General features: G+C 72.6%; 12 protein-coding genes. 6 read left to right on the top strand and 6 right to left on the bottom strand.

The window, feature by feature from the left end:
• Positions 1–133: 133 nt before the first annotated feature.
• A complete protein-coding gene (locus E0F75_RS34145; protein ID WP_229314846.1) occupies positions 134–1,177 on the top strand; it encodes an ABC transporter permease in 1,044 nt (347 codons plus the stop codon).
• Positions 1,178–1,204: 27 nt separating this feature from the next.
• Here the strand turns inward: E0F75_RS34145 and E0F75_RS34140 are convergent, their stop codons facing one another.
• Positions 1,205–1,726 (bottom strand): molybdopterin-dependent oxidoreductase, encoded by a 522-nt coding sequence (locus E0F75_RS34140; RefSeq protein ID WP_229314845.1) that lies wholly within the window; start codon positions 1,724–1,726, stop codon positions 1,205–1,207.
• 316 nt (positions 1,727–2,042) lie between these two features.
• On the opposite strand from E0F75_RS34140, the gene E0F75_RS34135 reads away from it, so the two are divergent.
• Complete coding sequence (locus E0F75_RS34135) at positions 2,043–2,534, top strand: SRPBCC domain-containing protein (protein ID WP_229314844.1); 492 nt, start codon at positions 2,043–2,045, stop codon at positions 2,532–2,534.
• 21 nt (positions 2,535–2,555) lie between these two features.
• On the opposite strand, the gene E0F75_RS34130 is transcribed toward E0F75_RS34135, so the two are convergent.
• From E0F75_RS34130 to E0F75_RS34120, 3 genes are all read right to left on the bottom strand, one after another.
• Positions 2,556–2,975 (bottom strand): hypothetical protein, encoded by a 420-nt coding sequence (locus tag E0F75_RS34130; RefSeq protein ID WP_229314843.1) that lies wholly within the window; start codon positions 2,973–2,975, stop codon positions 2,556–2,558.
• 145 nt (positions 2,976–3,120) lie between these two features.
• Positions 3,121–5,334, bottom strand: a complete 2,214-nt coding sequence (helR, locus tag E0F75_RS34125; protein WP_229314842.1) for an RNA polymerase recycling motor ATPase HelR — start codon at positions 5,332–5,334, stop codon at positions 3,121–3,123.
• Between the two features lie 434 nt (positions 5,335–5,768).
• Positions 5,769–6,971 carry a serine hydrolase gene (locus E0F75_RS34120; RefSeq protein ID WP_229314841.1) on the bottom strand — a complete coding sequence of 401 codons (1,203 nt, stop codon included), beginning with the start codon at positions 6,969–6,971 and terminating at the stop codon, positions 5,769–5,771.
• A gap of 366 nt (positions 6,972–7,337) precedes the next feature.
• Between E0F75_RS34120 and E0F75_RS34115 the strand changes: the two genes are divergently transcribed.
• Positions 7,338–8,621, top strand: coding sequence for a hypothetical protein (locus tag E0F75_RS34115; protein ID WP_229314840.1), 1,284 nt, complete (start codon positions 7,338–7,340; stop codon positions 8,619–8,621).
• Positions 8,622–8,863: 242 nt separating this feature from the next.
• A complete protein-coding gene (locus E0F75_RS34110) occupies positions 8,864–9,649 on the top strand; it encodes a DUF4239 domain-containing protein (protein ID WP_229314839.1) in 786 nt (261 codons plus the stop codon).
• Positions 9,650–9,654: 5 nt separating this feature from the next.
• On the opposite strand, the gene E0F75_RS34105 is transcribed toward E0F75_RS34110, so the two are convergent.
• Together E0F75_RS34105 and E0F75_RS34100 are read right to left on the bottom strand one after the other, a co-directional pair.
• Positions 9,655–10,809, bottom strand: coding sequence for an ABC transporter substrate-binding protein (locus tag E0F75_RS34105; RefSeq protein WP_229314838.1), 1,155 nt, complete (start codon positions 10,807–10,809; stop codon positions 9,655–9,657).
• 157 nt (positions 10,810–10,966) lie between these two features.
• Entirely contained in the window at positions 10,967–12,574 is a 1,608-nt protein-coding gene (locus E0F75_RS34100) for a carboxylesterase/lipase family protein (protein ID WP_229314837.1), read from the bottom strand.
• 262 nt (positions 12,575–12,836) lie between these two features.
• Here E0F75_RS34100 and E0F75_RS34095 point away from each other — a divergent pair, with 262 nt between their 5' ends.
• Both E0F75_RS34095 and E0F75_RS34090 read left to right on the top strand, forming a co-directional pair.
• Positions 12,837–14,156 carry an NAD(P)/FAD-dependent oxidoreductase gene (locus E0F75_RS34095; protein WP_229314836.1) on the top strand — a complete coding sequence of 440 codons (1,320 nt, stop codon included), beginning with the start codon at positions 12,837–12,839 and terminating at the stop codon, positions 14,154–14,156.
• 47 nt (positions 14,157–14,203) lie between these two features.
• Positions 14,204–14,539, top strand: coding sequence for a YnfA family protein (locus E0F75_RS34090; RefSeq protein ID WP_229314835.1), 336 nt, complete (start codon positions 14,204–14,206; stop codon positions 14,537–14,539).
• Positions 14,540–14,825: the final 286 nt, after the last annotated feature.

Here is a 14,825-nt window from a genome sequence, read left to right as displayed (position 1 = left end):
CTCGTCCGCGCCCCGGCCCCTGGCCGCTTGATCTCGTCCGTGCCCCCACCCCCGGCGCCGCTCGACGTCGTCCGCGCCCCCACCCCCGGAGCCCCTTGATGCCGTCCGTGACCCCCACCCCTGGAGCCCCCTGATGTCGTCCCTCACCACCGACCCCCGCCGCCCGACGGCCGACTCCCCGGGGCCGGGCGTCCGTCCCGCCGGTGTGGGCGGGTTCCTCGCACGGGCAGGCGGTCAGAACCTCGGTCTCGTCGGTGCCCTGCTGCTCGTCGTCGTCCTCTTCGGCACGCTCGACGAGAACTTCCTCAGCCTCACCAACATGCGGGTGATCGCGGAGGCCGCGACCATCACCGGCCTGCTCGCCGTCGTCCAGACGGTCGTCGTCATCTGCGGCGGACTCGACATCTCCGTCGGCTCCCAGGTCGGCGTCGCCTCCGTCGTCAGCGCCATGGCCTTCACCGGCACCGGATCGAACGCGGTCGTCGGTGTGGCCGCGGCCCTCGGCGTCGGCGTCCTGGTCGGTGTCCTCAACGGGCTCGTCATCGTCCACGGCCGCGTCAACCCGACCATCGCCACCCTCGCCGGCCTGGCCGCCTACAAGGGCCTGGCGCAGCTGCTCTCCGACGGCCGCGCCCAGGGGTACGTCCTCGACGACGACCTGTTCGTGTTCCTCGGCCGGGGCAGCATCGCCGGGCTTCCGGTGATGGTCTGGATCCTCGCGGTCGTCGCCGTCGTCGTGCACGTCCTCCTCACGTACACCGACATCGGGCGCAACATCTACGCCATCGGCGGCAACGACACCGCCGCCCGGCTCGCCGGCATCCGGATCAACCGGTACCTGATCGCGGTGTACGCCCTGATCGGCATCGTCGCGGCCGTCGCCGGCATCCTGCTCACGGCCCGGACCGGATCCGGGCAGCCCACGTCCGGCAGCGAGGGCCTCGAACTCAAGGCCATCACGGCGGCGGCCCTCGGCGGCTGCGCCCTGCGCGGAGGCAAGGGCGGTATCGGCGGCACCCTCCTCGCGGTCGCCCTCCTCGGCTGTCTGGAGAACGGCCTCACGGTGCAGGGCATCAACTCCTTCTGGCAGAACGTCGCCCAGGGAGTCCTGCTCGTCGTCGCGGTCGTCGTCCAGCAACGCCGCAACGGCGAACGCGCGGTCGGCCTGCCCGACTGACCGCACGCGGGGCGACCTGCTCCCAGGTCAGGCCGGTACCGGTGCCGGCACCGACATCGGCATCGGCGCAGGGCAGGCCCCGATCCAGATCCCGGTCACGGCGCTGACGTACCGGGCGCCGCACCGGTCGGAGGGAACGACGAGCTGGGTGCCGGTCACGTCGAGGTCCTCGTCGTCCATACGGGTCGCGAGGAGGACGGGGGCGTTGCCGAAGTCGGCGTCGATCTCCGCCCAGGACAGCACCGTGTGATGGCCGTCGCCCCCGCTCACGGTGAGCAGGAACCGCGAGCGCTCCTTGCGCCGGGCGGGGTCGAAGTCAGGCCGGACGTGGCGGAGCACCTCGCGGAGCAGCGGCCCTTCGAAGGTGTGGTGCTGGGGCCCGGCCGTGGCGCAGTCGAAGACGACCTCGGCGCGGTGCTGTTCCCAGCCCGTCCGGAGATCGGCGACGGTCAGACGTGTCGGCTCGGCCACCTCCCCCCACAGCGTGAACGCGGTGGACACCTCCGCGGGAGCGCCGTGCGCGGCGGGCGGAGCGCTGGGTCGACTCATCGGGATCCCCTTCGGACGGCCGGTACGGGCGACTGCGCCCAGTGATACCCGACCGCCGGAGCGAGGAACCGTGCATGCCAGCCGAATCCCACGATTCAGTCGGTGATTGTGAGCTTTCTACGAGATTCCTGTTCTCATTCTCCGGTCCAACATCCCAGGAGCGGCGGACGTCTCCAGGCGGTGCCGTCCCCCAGTGCCTCGACGTGCTGCGGGGCGCCGGTCTCGTTACGCTGCGCAAGGACGGGCCATGCGGGCCACCAGGCCCGACACCCTGGGCCCGGCTCGCCGAAGAGGCCGAACGAAGCGAGAAGCCCTGATGACGATCCCCCCGACCCCCATGGACACCGTCACCCTCGAGCGGCGCATCGCGGCCCGCCCCGAGACCGTCTTCGGCTTCCTCGCCGACCGGGAGAAGTGGCTGTCGTGGATGGGCGCCGACGGCTCGTTCTCCTTCGAGCCGGGCGGCTCGTACCGTACCCGGGTCACCGGGGAGAGCATCGCCTCCGGCCGCTTCATCACCGTCGACCCGCACCGGCGGATCGTCTTCAGCTGGGGCTGGGAGTCCGGCCCCCTGCCCGTCCCGCCGGGCTCCAGCACGGTCGAGATCACCCTCGCACCCACCCCGGACGGCACCCTCCTCCGCATGATCCACAGCGGCCTGCCCTCCTCGGAGGCCTGTGAGGCCCACGCGGAGAGCTGGCAGCACTATGTGGACCGGCTCGCGACCCGCGCCGAGGGCGGCGACCCGGGACCGGACGCCTGGCTGCGGGACAGGCCGGAGAACGAGCGAAATCCTTCGGAGGGCTGAGCGCCGGACGCGGGGGCGGGGTCAGGCGCCCACCGGTACCGGCGTGCGGCTTGGGGTCGCGGTGCCGAGTTCGCGGACCAGCCGGAGGCCGAGTCGCAGGTACGCGGCGAGGTCCGCGCGCGGTGCCTTGCGGACGAGCTGGCGGATCGCCTGCATGGCCTCCCAGGCGGAGGTGTGCGCCAGGGAACCGCCCCAGGTCTCACCGAGCCCGTCCGAGAGGTACGCGCTGAATCCGAGCTGCGGGGCGCCCGCCCGGCGCCGCTCCTCCTCGTGCGCGTCCAGAGCCCGCACGAAGAATCGTTCCGCCTCTACGGGGGGAAGAGCGGAACGGATGATGCGCAGGTACGGCGCGACAAGCGACGCGACCTCGGGGCACTCCCCACCGGGAACGACCTGGTCGTGGTGAACGGGAGCGGCGGCGTGTGCGCGTGTCTGAGTCATGCACCTATCGATACGTCATGTCATCGCAGGAACGTCCGTGGCGCGCCCACGCGCGACACCGGTTCGCCCCACGGAGGCAGGGGAGCCCCGGCCCGGCACCAGGGCAGGTGCCGGGCCGGGCCTCCGGACGCGGTCCCGCTCGCCGTCAGGCGCTGGTCAGGACGACGAGCCGGCTGGTCGCACGGGTCATCGCCACATAACGGTCGACCGCTCCCTCGATGCCCACGCCGTACTTCTCCGGGTCGACGAGGACGACCAGGTCGAACTCCAGGCCCTTCGACAGGCTCGGCGTGAGCGACTGCACGCGGGGCCTCGGCCGGAACCGGGGATCTCCGATCACACACGCGGTCCCGTCGGCGTGGGCGTCGAGCCACTCGTCGAGGATCGCGTCCAGTTCCGTCACCGAGTCGTGGACGACGGGGATGCCGCTGCTGCGGACCGACGTCGGCACGTTCGCGTCCGGCAGTGCGGCCCGGATCGCCGGCTCGGCCTCCGCCATGACCTCCTCAGGCGTCCGGTAGTTGATGCTCAGCGACGCCACGGTGATCCGGTCGAGCCCGACCCGCTCCAGCCGGTCCTGCCACGACTCCGTGAAGCCCTGCCTCGCCTGCGCGCGGTCACCGACGATGGTGAAGCTGCGGGACGGGCAGCGGAGCAGCAGCATCTGCCACTCGGCGTCCGTCAGTTCCTGCGCCTCGTCCACCACGATGTGCGCGAACGGGCCGGCCAGCAGGTCGGGCTCGACGCCGGGCAGCGCGGTCTCGTCGACCAGACTGTCCTTGAGGTCCTGCCCGCGCAGCATCGTCACCGCGCCCTCGCCGTCGACGTCGGCGGCGAGGACGTCGGCGATGACATCGGCCATGCGCGCGCGTTCGGCGGCGACGGTGGCCTGCTGCCGGCGCTTCCGCCGTGCCGCCTCCGGGTCGCCGAGCCGCTGCCGCGCCGCGTCCAGGAGCGGCAGGTCGGACACCGTCCAGGCCTGCGCGTCCTCGCGCTGGAGCGTCCGGACCTCCTCGCGGTCCAGCCACGGGGCGCACTTCCGCAGGTAGGCGGGGACCGACCACAGGTCGCCGACCAGGTCGGTCGCCTCGAGCAGCGGCCACGCGCCGTGGAGGGCCCCGGCCACCTCCTCGTCCTGCCGCAGCGCCCGGCGGAACTCGTCCTCCGGGACCTCGTCGCCGAGCTTGCCCAGGAGGATCGAGCCCAGCTCCTCCCAGATCTGCTCGCGCGCCTCGTTGTGCGGCGTCCCCGCCTCCGGCGCCTCGAACGCCTCGGCCCAGTCGCGGACGGTCAGCCGGACGTCGGCCCAGTCGGTCGAGACCGTCATCCCGTGGGTGGGCGGCTCCTCGTAGAACCGGACGGCCGCCTCGATCGCCCGCACCATGCCGGCGGACGACTTCAGCCGCGCCACCTCGGGGTCGCGCTCGGTCGCCGCCTTGGCGCCCTCGGCGACGAGGTCCCGCACGGTGCAGGTCTGTACGCCCTCCTCACCGAGGCTGGGCAGGACGTCGGCGACGTACGCCAGGTACGGCTGGTGCGGGCCGACGAACAGGACGCCGCCGCGACGGTGCCCGAGGCGCGGGTCCGCGTACAGCAGGTGCGCGGAGCGGTGCAGCGCGACGACGGTCTTTCCCGTACCCGGTCCGCCGTCGACGACGAGCGTGCCGCGGGAGCCCGCCCGGATGATGGCGTCCTGGTCGGCCTGGATGGTGGCGAGCACGTCGCGCATCCGGGGCGAACGGCTGCTGCCCAGGCTGGCGATGAACGCGGACTGGTCGTCGAGTGCCGCGTGCTCCTCGAGGCCGTCGGCGGTGAACACCTCGTCCCAGTAGTCACTGATCCGGCCGCCGCTCCAGCGGTACCTGCGGCGGCTCGAAAGGCCCATCGGGTTGGCGTGGGTCGCCGCGAAGAAGGGCTCGGCCGCGGGCGAGCGCCAGTCGACGAGGAGACGACGGCCGGTGCTGTCGGTGAGGCCGAGACGCCCGATGTACACGGGCTCCGAGCCGTCGCCGCCGTCCACCCCGTCCGTGACTCCCGTACCTTCCGCGCCTTCCGTGGCGACGATGCGCCCGAGGCACAGGTCCAGGCCGAAGCGGCGCAGGGTGCGCAGACGCCCCGTCAGCCGGTGGATCTCGGCGTCACGGTCCATCGCCTCCCGGCCGGCGCCGCCAGGGGCCTTGCGCGTGGCGTCGAGCCGGTCGGACAGTTCGGCGATCGTCTCCTCGAGGCTCTTCGCGATGGCCGCGAAGTGCCGCTCGTCACCGGCGATCAGAGCCGGGTCGGCCTTGGGGGAGAGGCGGTCGGGAAGGTCGAAGGCACGGGTGCCGCACGACTGGTCCACCGACGAAAGCACACGCACTGGTTGAGTCTCTTCTCTGCAGGTCCGGGGCTGAGGAGAGAGATTCTGCGCTACGCCGGGGGCCTTGCCGCAAGCCCCCCTGTGCGGTATAAGTTGTAAGTGGCGAGAGGTGAGTACACCTTCTCGCCCTTCTTTTTCGGCCGTCTCCGCCGTCGGAGTCGAGCGCGAGTCGAAGGGCGCGTCATGGTGAGCGAGCCCGAAGTCCCTTGCCCAGGAACCGAATCGGCGCTCGATGCCCTTCTCCTCGCCCGCCTCGACCCCCCGGCCCGCGCTGAACTCCCTTACGGCCTGCCGCATAGGGAACCTGGTGCCGACCGGATCGGCCGTGACCTCGAGCAGCGAATGGTCGACGAGGTCCCGGAGAAGACCAGAACGTCGAGCGCGTCGTCGCTCCCCTCAAGGAGGTGGCACGCCGAGGCCTCGACGCAGGGACCTCAGCGCGGGGAGATCCCGCCGCCGTCGTAGACGTTGTCCGGGGTGATGACCGCCGTGATCGCCCGGGCGAGCAGGGTGGACGGCTCCTGGCCCCCCACCTGGGAGTCGGTGTTGAGCATGAGGACCATGGTGGCCTTCTGCGAGGGCAGGTAGACCGTCACGGTCTCGTAGCCGGGGATGGAGCCGTTGTGCCCGATCCAGCCGTCGGCATCGAAGATCCCGAGGCCGTAGCTCAGGCCGGGGACGCCGGTCGGCAGCGTCTTCAGGCGCTGCGCCTGCGTCTCGGGGCTCAGCAGCTCGCCGGTGGCGAGGATCTTGGCCCAGCGGCGCAGGTCGTGCAGGTCCGAGATCATCGCACCGGCCGCCCAGGCCCAGCTGGGGTTCCAGTCGGTGGCGTCGGCGGTCGTGCCGGTCAGCGTCTGGTCGGTGTAGCCGCGGGCGTGCGGCTCGGGGAACTCGGGGCCCTCGGGGAAGAGCGTGTGCCGCAGACGGGCCGGGCGGAGCACCCGCCGCTCGATGAAGTCCTCGAGCCGCTGACCGGTGACCTTCTCGATCACGAGGCCGAGGAGGACGAGATTGCTGTTGGAGTACTGGAACTGCGCGCCGGGCTTGAAGGTGTTCTTGTGCTTGAAGCCGTACGCGAGCGATTCCCACGGGGTGAACGGGCGCTGCGGGTCGCTCAGCAGGTCGTGGACGAAGTTTTCGTCGGCGGTGTACGGGAAGAGGCCGCTGCGCATCTCCGCGAGGTGACGCAAGGTGATCCGGGGGCCGTTCGGGACGCCGCGGACGTACTTGGCGATCGGGTCGTCGAGGCCGATACGGCCCTCGTCGACGAGCTTGAGCAGCGCGGTGACCGTGAAGGTCTTGGTCTCGCTGCCGATCCGGACGAAGGAATCGGTGAACATCGGCTCGCGGGTGACCTTGTCGGCGACCCCGGTGGCACGGACGTAGCTCCCCTTGCCGGGCATCCAGATCCCCACCACGACACCGGGGATGCCGGCCTGCTTGCGGACGTCCGCGATCGTCTTGTCGAGCCGGGCGGTCAGTTCGGGCCCCAGCCCGCCGGGCGGACAGTCGTCGTCACCGTGCCGGTCGACGGCGGCGGCGTGCACGGACGTGGCGGGAGTCGCCGCCATCGGCGCGAGGACGGAGGCCACGAGGACCGTCGCGGCGAACAATCGGCGATAGCGGGTACGTCGCATGTCGACAGACCTCTTCCAGGGTCACGGGCAGGGACGGCCACATCACCACCGCCACCCCGCACGCCGGCCCCCCGCCCCGCCCCACCACCCGCCAAGTCCACTCGTTCGGCGCCATCGGGGTCACCGGGGCGGCCCTGGGGTCCGGACGGTCGCCGACAGGGCGCCGGCGCCGTGTCCAGGGCCTCTCCGCCGCACCCGGACCCACGGAGACACGCGCGCGGTGGAGGACGGGCGGCTCGTAGGATCGCCGGCGGACGGGGCTCGTGGCGCAGGCAACCGCACGGGGCGGAAGGAACTCCCCGACAGCGCCGTGTTCTCCCGGGATTCCGCCCCGACGACGGGTCCTCGCCTGGCACGCTTGCCGACGTGAGCTACGTCGTAACAGTGGAAACGTGCCTGCCCGACGGTGCCGACGAGTTGGACGCGCTGCAACAGGTCGGCGCGTCCGCACTCCTGGAGCACGGCTTCGACGCGGTGGAGGGCATCGAGGGGCCCGGCGGGGTCGAGGTGGACGTCCTGGAGACGATCGTCGCCGTCCACCCGCGCGGGTCGATCGTCAAGGTGTTCGTCCACGCTCCCTCCCTGGAGACCGCGGAGGACGCCGTCGGCTCCGTCGCCGCGGAGGTCCTCGAACGCTCCGAGCTCCTCGCCGGCTGGGTGGTCGAGAGCAGCGAGGTCAAACTCCACATCGATCTGATCCGCGAGAGCCTGGAGGCCGCCGACGGGCCGGACGCGCCGCCCAGCGACCTCCGGGCCCGCCGCGCCCACCACACGGCGGGGGCCGGCCCCGCTGACGTCACGCACCCCGCCCAGCCCACCGACGGCGCCGACGGGAGCGGGGACGACGACGAGGACCAGGCCGAACTGGAGCTCCAGATCCGCGCCCTGGCCCCGCGCCTGATCTCCTTCGGTCCCCTCTTCTTCGGCGGCGCCGACCCCGAGGAGCGGGGAGAGCCGAGGGAACAGGGGGAACAGGGGGAGCAGGGGGAGCAGGGGGAGCAGGGGACGCACGGGGAGTCGAGGGACCAGCGGGATCACGGGGCGCAGCAGGAGCCCCCGGAAGGCGGCGCGCCGGTCGCCATCGTCTCCGAGGCCGTCGAACTGGCCGCCGGAGCCCTGGTCTACGCCGCGGAGGTCCTCATCGACGAGCTGTACGACGACATCCAGACCCTCGCGGACGAGGAGACCAACGTCGCCGAGTGCCGGGCCGAACTGTGGCACCTCACCGAGCTTCCGCCGCGCTACGGCCTCGCGTACGACGAACTCTTCGCGCGCCGCTTCCTCGTGACCGCCATAGCCCTGACCACCCGGTTCACCGACGGGAGCTTCCGTGAGCTCGGCTGTCTCGCGGAGGAGCTCGTACTGAAACTGCTCCTGCAGCAGGCGCACTCGACGCTCGACCTGTACGGGCTCCTCGGCGACGACGTCGCGGAAGCCCTGGGCCGCTTCGCCGGCGAGGTGTACGAGGACATGGACTTCGAGTGGCTCTACGACGACGCGCGGGACGGCGTCGACGAGGACCCCGCCCTCGCCGGCATGGGCGTCACGCCGCTGGCGATCGGCACGTGGTTCACCCCGTTCGACGACGACCGTTACGTCCACCCGTACGCCGTCGACGAGGAGGCGGGCGGGCAGAGCACCCTCGATTGACACGCCCTCGACTGACACGCCCTCGACTGACACGCACACGACTGACACGACCTCGGCGGGACGGCGTCGGCGGGACGCCCGGGGCGGGACGGCGGCGGCCCGCTCACTCGATGGTGTGAACCTCGGGTGCGGACGTCCGCGGCACGCACCCGCGCGCAGGCGTGCGCTCCGGCGGTTGCGGCGGGGAACGGGCGCTGCGCGTGCACCGGGCGACGGTGGCCGAATCCCTAGACTTCCCGCACATGTCGCTCTGGCTGCTCAATCAATTCAGCACCTTCACCCTGGCCGTGGTCACCGTCGGCGGAACCGTCCTCGTGGCGGTGGCCGGCAGCGTGCTGCTGCGCCGCAGGCACCCGTCCCTGTCCGACGGGGAGCACAACGACATGGTCGGGGTGACCCTGGGCATGTTCGGTGCGATCTACGGGATCATCCTCGCCTTCGTCATCGTGACCCTCTGGACGCAGCTGGAGAGCACGCAGAACATCGTGGCCTCCGAGGCCACCGACGTCGCGCTCATCGCCCGCGACGCCGCCGCCTTCCCGCCCCCGGTCCGCGCCCGCGTCGACGACGCGCTCAGCGGCTACGTCCATTCGGTCGTCGAGGTCCAGTGGCCCCGGATGCGGGAGGGGCAGCCGAGTTACGGGGCCACCGCCACGAAGCTCCAGACCGTCTACGACGTTCTCCAGGCCTACGACCCGAAGACCCCGCGCGAAGAGGTCTTCTACGAGGAGGCCGTCAGCCACCTCAACGGCGTGGCCGCGCAGCGCCGGGCGCGCCTGACCATGGCCGAACAGGAACTGCCCCCGCTCCTCCAGGTTCTCGCCTTCGGCGGCGCCTTCGTCCTGATCCCGCTCACCTTCCTGTACGGCATGCGCAAGCTGCGGATCCAGCTCCTGTTCGTCGCCTCCGTCGCCGCCCTGATCGGCTTCAGCCTGCTCCTGGTCTTCGTCCTGGACCGCCCCTTCGCAGGCGAACTCAGCGTGAGCCCGGCCCCGTACAAGGAAGGGGCCCTGGAGCGCTACTGGTAGCGGGTTCAGGCCGGTCCCGTGTGAAGGACGCGGAAACGTTCGGGCGCCGCCGGATCGCGGTCGACGACCTGGACGGGCGGCCACGCCCACTGCCACACGCCGATGCCCGGCGTGCGGGAGAGCCGGATCTGCCCGCGGGTGCCCTCGACGTCGACGAGCGGCCAGGACTTCGCGATGCCCGCCCGGTCCGTGCCGTGGGTGCGCAGCAGGCCGGCGAGGACGGTGAGGGTGTCGTAGCCCTCGTAGGCGACGAAGGAGGGCGCTTCGCCCAGCCGCTCGCGCAGGGCCGTCCCGACTCGGGCGCCGAGCGGGCCGAAGCGCTCGGGCAGGTAGCGCAGGAACGGGATCGCGGCGCCGTCGTCGCCGAGCGACGCCGCCCACGTGGCGAACTCCGGCTGCCCCGCCGGAGCGCCGATCAGGATCTCGGCGAGCCGCCGGTCGCGGCGGACGGCCCGGACGAGCGGCACGGCCGGCTCGGGGTGGCCCACCAGCAGGAGGAGAGCGGTGGCGCGCTGGTCGACGAGGGCGTCGCACACCGCCGTGGGCGTGAGCCCGCCCATGTCGAGCGGGACGACGGTGCCGCCGCGAGGAGCGAGGTGGTCCCGCAGAACGCGGGTCCCGGACGCCCAGTAGACGCTCGGCTGGGCGGCGACGGCGATACGACGGTGACCGGCGGCCAGGAGGAAGTCCGCGTAGATCCGCCAGCCGTGGGACTGCGCGGGGGCGAGGCGCGCCACCAGGTCCGTCGGCTCTTCGGTGAGCGCGTCGAGGACGGCCGACGAGCAGAGGTACGGCAGGCCGAGGGCGTCGGCCCTGGCGGCGACGGCGCGGGCGACGACGCTGTGGTACTCACCGGCCAGAGCGGCCACGCCCAGGCCGGCCAGCTCCTCCACGGCCGCCGCGGCCCGTCGCGGGTCGGCCGCGGTGTCCCGGACCACCAGTTCGAGCGGCCTTCCGCCGGTCGCGCCGATCCCGTCGGTCCCCCCGGTGCCGCCGATCCCGCCGGCTTCGTTGACCTCGCGGACGGCCAGTTCGAGTCCGGCGAGCAGGTGGCGGCCGGCCTCGACCCAGCCGGGCGGGGTCAGCGGGACGAGAGCGCCGATCCGGACGGACGATTCGTCGGTCCGCGCTGCTCCGGGCGTCGCGAGGGGCGTACTCATGGGGTGGCGTCTCCTGTGTGACGAGTCGGTCGCAGGGCGCCCGGACCGGCCGGCGGAACGGAGAGGCGGGACGCGCTCGGCTCCGCTCGCCGGGGCGGGCGCACCTGGGTGATCATGCCGGACGTCGCACCCACCACCGCGGCCGACGGGCAAGCGATCACGTGACCACCGAGAGCACGGGGAAGGCGTGGTCCCGCCAGATCAGGCGGGAGGCCTCCTCCGGGTAGGAGGTGACGGCGGGGTGGGTGTCGAAGACCTGGACGAGCCGTTGCCCGGTGTCGTACGCGGGCCAGCCGGGGTCGCCGTGGGCGGCGAAGGACGTCCAGGCGGCGCGCATCCGGGCGGACAGGGCCTCTGCCTCCGGGGAGGGCTCCTCACCGATCAGCACGGCGGGCTGGCCGCGGTCCAGATTGCCGAAGACAAGGGGTACGTCGAGACCGTGGCAGGCGCCGAAGGCGCCGCCCATGCCGGGGGCGGCCCACGTCAGCTCGTACACATGGGTGCGACCGCCGGCGGCAGCCTGGGCTTCGGCGAGGTGGAGCGACGGCATGCGGAAGAGCCAGTCGGAGTGGACCAGTTCGTACAGCCCGTCCGGGTCCGCCGTCGGAAAGGCCTCGCGGTACCGGCGCGCGCCGTCAGGGCCCGGAGCGAGGAAGCGGAGGGCGGCCGCCGCCTGCTCCTCGCTCACCTCTCCGAGCAGGCCGGTGACCGCGGTGAACAGGCGCTGCTCGTGGCGGGTGTGGCCGACGACGAGCTCGACGTCACGGCCGGCGCCGTCGGACAGGGCCTGCCACGGTGTGGTGGGCAGGATGTCGCCGTCGACGACCGGCGAGAAGGGGATCGTCCGGTACGCGGGCCGGCCCCAGCGGTCCGCCCACCGGTCCATCGTGGCGCCGAGCGCGTCGCCCGCGGCCGGCAGGTCGTACGGGGGCACGTCGGACAGGTCGGCCACCGTGGGCCGCAGCCCCAGTTCGGCGGCGCAGGCCGCGGCGATGTCCGAGGCGAGGTCGGGGGAGAAGTACGTGCCCTGCACGCTCTGCGCGACGGCCCGGCGGAAGAGCCCGGCCGCCCGGTCCATCGCGAGCAGGGCGGCGACGGAGCCCCCGCCCGCCGACTGGCCGAAGACCGTGACCCGCTCGGGGTCGCCGCCGAAGGCCCGGATGTTGTCGCGCACCCATTCCAGGGCGGCGACCTGGTCGAGCAGCCCGCGGTTGGGCGGAGCCCCCTCGATCTGCCCGAAGCCCTCGATGCCGACGCGGTAGTTGAAGGTCACCAGGACCACGCCGCCGTCCCGGGCGAGGCGGCCGCCGTCGTACTCGGGGAGACCGGACATCCCGAAGACGTACGCGCCGCCCTGGATCCAGACCATGACCGGCAGCCCGGCGCCGGGGGTCGGTTCGGGTGACCAGACGTTGACCGTCAGCCAGTCGTCGCCCGGCGCTTCCCGCGACAGGGCGTCCATGCCGAAATGCCCGGCCTGCGGGGGCGGCGGCCCGTACGAGACGGCCTCCCGCACCCCGCTCCAGCTCCGCGCGGGCCGGGGCGCGGCGAAGCGCAGCGCGCCGACGGGGGGCTCGGCGAACGGGATGCCCCGGAAGACCGCCACACCCGCCTCATGCGTACCGCGGACCACACCGGCCAGTGAGCGGACCTCGGGCCGGGAACCGGACGGCTGGGTCGGCTGGTTCGACGGGGCCGGCTGGGACGGTTGGGTCGACGGGGCCGGCTGGGACGGCTCGGGGGGCTCGGACGGGGTGACGGCCATCGCGACTTCTCCCGGACAGGTGAGCGGGCTTGCTAAGAGCGCGGACCCTTCGAATGATCCGCCGGGTCCGGATGTCACGCCATCCGTTTTCGCGTACCGCCGCCGTGCCGCCGTGCCCTCACACCACGGGCCCGGATCTCGATCAACGAATCCCGGGCTCTCTACACTCGGTCATGTGCCTGACAGGACCTGTCCCACAGGCAGGGCGGGCATCGCACCACTCCCACGAACGGCAGCACTCCTCGAAGGGGGCGATCGGCGCATGACCAGGCCTGAGAGCGCGGCGGACGACGTGGACGACGCGAACGACGTGGGCGACGTGGGCGACGTGGGCGACGTGGAGGACTACGACGTCGTCATCAGTGGAGCCGGCCTCGCCGGCAGTGCCGCGGCGATCCTGCTGGCCCGACGCGGTGTCCGCGTCGCGCTCCTTGAGCGTCGCTCGGATCCCGAGGCGTACAAGGTGCTGTGCACCCACTCCCTCACGGCCAACGCCTACCCGGTGCTGGACGAACTCGGCCTCGTCCCCGCCCTGGAGAAGGCGGGGGCCGTCCGCAGCGAGGCCCGCTGGCACACCCGTTGGGGATGGATCGAGCCGAGGGCCGCGCCGGCGGGGCCCGAGCTGCCGTACGGCTACAACATCCGGCGCAGCGTCCTCGATCCGCTGATCAGGTCCCACGCGGCGGACACCCCCGGCGTGGATCTCCTCCTCGGCCACCAGGTGACCGAACTGGTCGGGGCGGGCGGGCGTACCGTCGGGGTGCGCGCGTCGACGCCGGACGGTGAGCGCGAGATACGGGCCCGGCTGGTCGTGGGCGCCGACGGCAAGGATTCGGCGGTGGCGAAGCTCGCCGGGGTGGCTGCTCGACAGCACGAGAACACGCGGTTCGGCTATCTCGCGCACTTCCGCAACCTCCCGCTGCGGGGCGGGATCGGCCAGACCTGGTTCCTCGAGCCCGACATGGCGTACGCGTTCCCCAATGACGACGGGGTGACGGTCCTCGCCGTGCTCCCGGACAAGAAGCGACTGCCCGCCTTCAAGGAGGACCTGAAGGGCAGCTTCCACGCGTTCGTACGTGGCCTGCCCGATGCGCCGCCCATCGACGACGCCGAGCGCATCTCGAAGATCATCGGCCTGGTCGACTACCCCCTCCACAGCCGCAGGCCGACCGCCCCGGGCCTCGCGCTCATCGGCGACGCCGCCCTGACCGGCGATCCCCTGTGGGGGGTGGGATGCGGATGGGCCCTGCAGTCCGCGCTGTGGCTGGCGGAGGAGGTCGCGCCGGCCGCGACCGGTCGAGGGGACCTCGACCGGTCGCTCGCGCGGTACGCCCGCCGGCACGGGCGCCGGCTGCGCGGCCACCAGTACCTCGCCGCGGACTTCGCCAAGGCCCGCCCGTTCAACCCGGTGGAACGGCTGATGTTCTCGGCGGCGGCACGCGACGCATCGCTCGCGCGCCACATGCACCTGTTCGGCTCCCGCCTGATCGGCCCACTGCGCTTCCTGAGCCCCGTGGCCCTGGCCAAGGCGTCGGCCGTCAACCTCGGACACCGCCGAAGGGCAGCGCGCCCGGGACGCTGACCCGCCGTCTCGGTCATGAGGAGGGGCCGCCGGTAGGCTCACCGCTCATGACCGTCGCTCGTTCCGTCGCCCTGTTCGTGGTGGCCGCCCTCTTCGAGATCGGCGGCGCCTGGCTCGTCTGGCAGGGCATCCGCGAGCACAGGGGCTGGGTCTGGATCGGTGCCGGAGTCATCGCCCTCGGCCTGTACGGGGTGGTGGCCACGCTCCAGTCCGACGACGACTTCGGCCGCATCCTCGCCGCGTACGGCGGGATCTTCGTGGCCGGCTCGATCGCCTGGGGCGTGGTCGCCGACGGCTACCGCCCCGACCGCTACGACGTCATCGGCGCGCTGGTCTGCCTCGCGGGCATGGCCGTCATCATGTACGCGCCGCGCGGCAACTGACCCTGGCCGTCGCCCGGTACCGTGCCGCTCCCCGGCCCGGGGCCCCGACCACTTCCTGACGGTGCTTTGACGATGCCGGGGCGAGTCCGTACACGTCATCGACGGGCAGCGGGCAGCGGGCGGCGGCTGGTGGTCGGCGGATGGCGGATGGCCGCGTCAGGGATCCGCCAGGGAACCGGCTCCCGGCGTCAGGGGGCCGTCAACGCCACCGCCACACGCCCCCGTCGGGTCTTCCCTTGTACGCGACGAGCCGCGAAGAGGAAGGCATGACGGTGCGAGGACGAGT

It is taken from the genome of Streptomyces sp. CB02980, from assembly GCF_014451325.2.
GTDB lineage: Bacteria > Actinomycetota > Actinomycetes > Streptomycetales > Streptomycetaceae > Streptomyces.
The sequence above is the reverse complement of the archived record's forward strand: the minus strand, read 5'-3'. Positions and strand labels throughout refer to the sequence as shown.

Bases quoted from the DNA above. Each gene is read 5' to 3' on its own strand.
- E0F75_RS34145 (WP_229314846.1), top strand. From the start codon at position 134: ATGTCGTCCCTCACCACCGACCCCCGCCGCCCGACGGCCGACTCCCCG.
- E0F75_RS34095 (WP_229314836.1), top strand. From the start codon at position 12,837: ATGACCAGGCCTGAGAGCGCGGCGGACGACGTGGACGACGCGAACGAC.
- E0F75_RS34110 (WP_229314839.1), top strand. From the start codon at position 8,864: ATGTCGCTCTGGCTGCTCAATCAATTCAGCACCTTCACCCTGGCCGTG.
- E0F75_RS34135 (WP_229314844.1), top strand. From the start codon at position 2,043: ATGACGATCCCCCCGACCCCCATGGACACCGTCACCCTCGAGCGGCGC.
- E0F75_RS34120 (WP_229314841.1), bottom strand. From the start codon at position 6,971: ATGCGACGTACCCGCTATCGCCGATTGTTCGCCGCGACGGTCCTCGTG.
- E0F75_RS34105 (WP_229314838.1), bottom strand. From the start codon at position 10,809: ATGAGTACGCCCCTCGCGACGCCCGGAGCAGCGCGGACCGACGAATCG.
- E0F75_RS34100 (WP_229314837.1), bottom strand. From the start codon at position 12,574: ATGGCCGTCACCCCGTCCGAGCCCCCCGAGCCGTCCCAGCCGGCCCCG.
- E0F75_RS34130 (WP_229314843.1), bottom strand. From the start codon at position 2,975: ATGACTCAGACACGCGCACACGCCGCCGCTCCCGTTCACCACGACCAG.
- E0F75_RS34140 (WP_229314845.1), bottom strand. From the start codon at position 1,726: ATGAGTCGACCCAGCGCTCCGCCCGCCGCGCACGGCGCTCCCGCGGAG.
- E0F75_RS34090 (WP_229314835.1), top strand. From the start codon at position 14,204: ATGACCGTCGCTCGTTCCGTCGCCCTGTTCGTGGTGGCCGCCCTCTTC.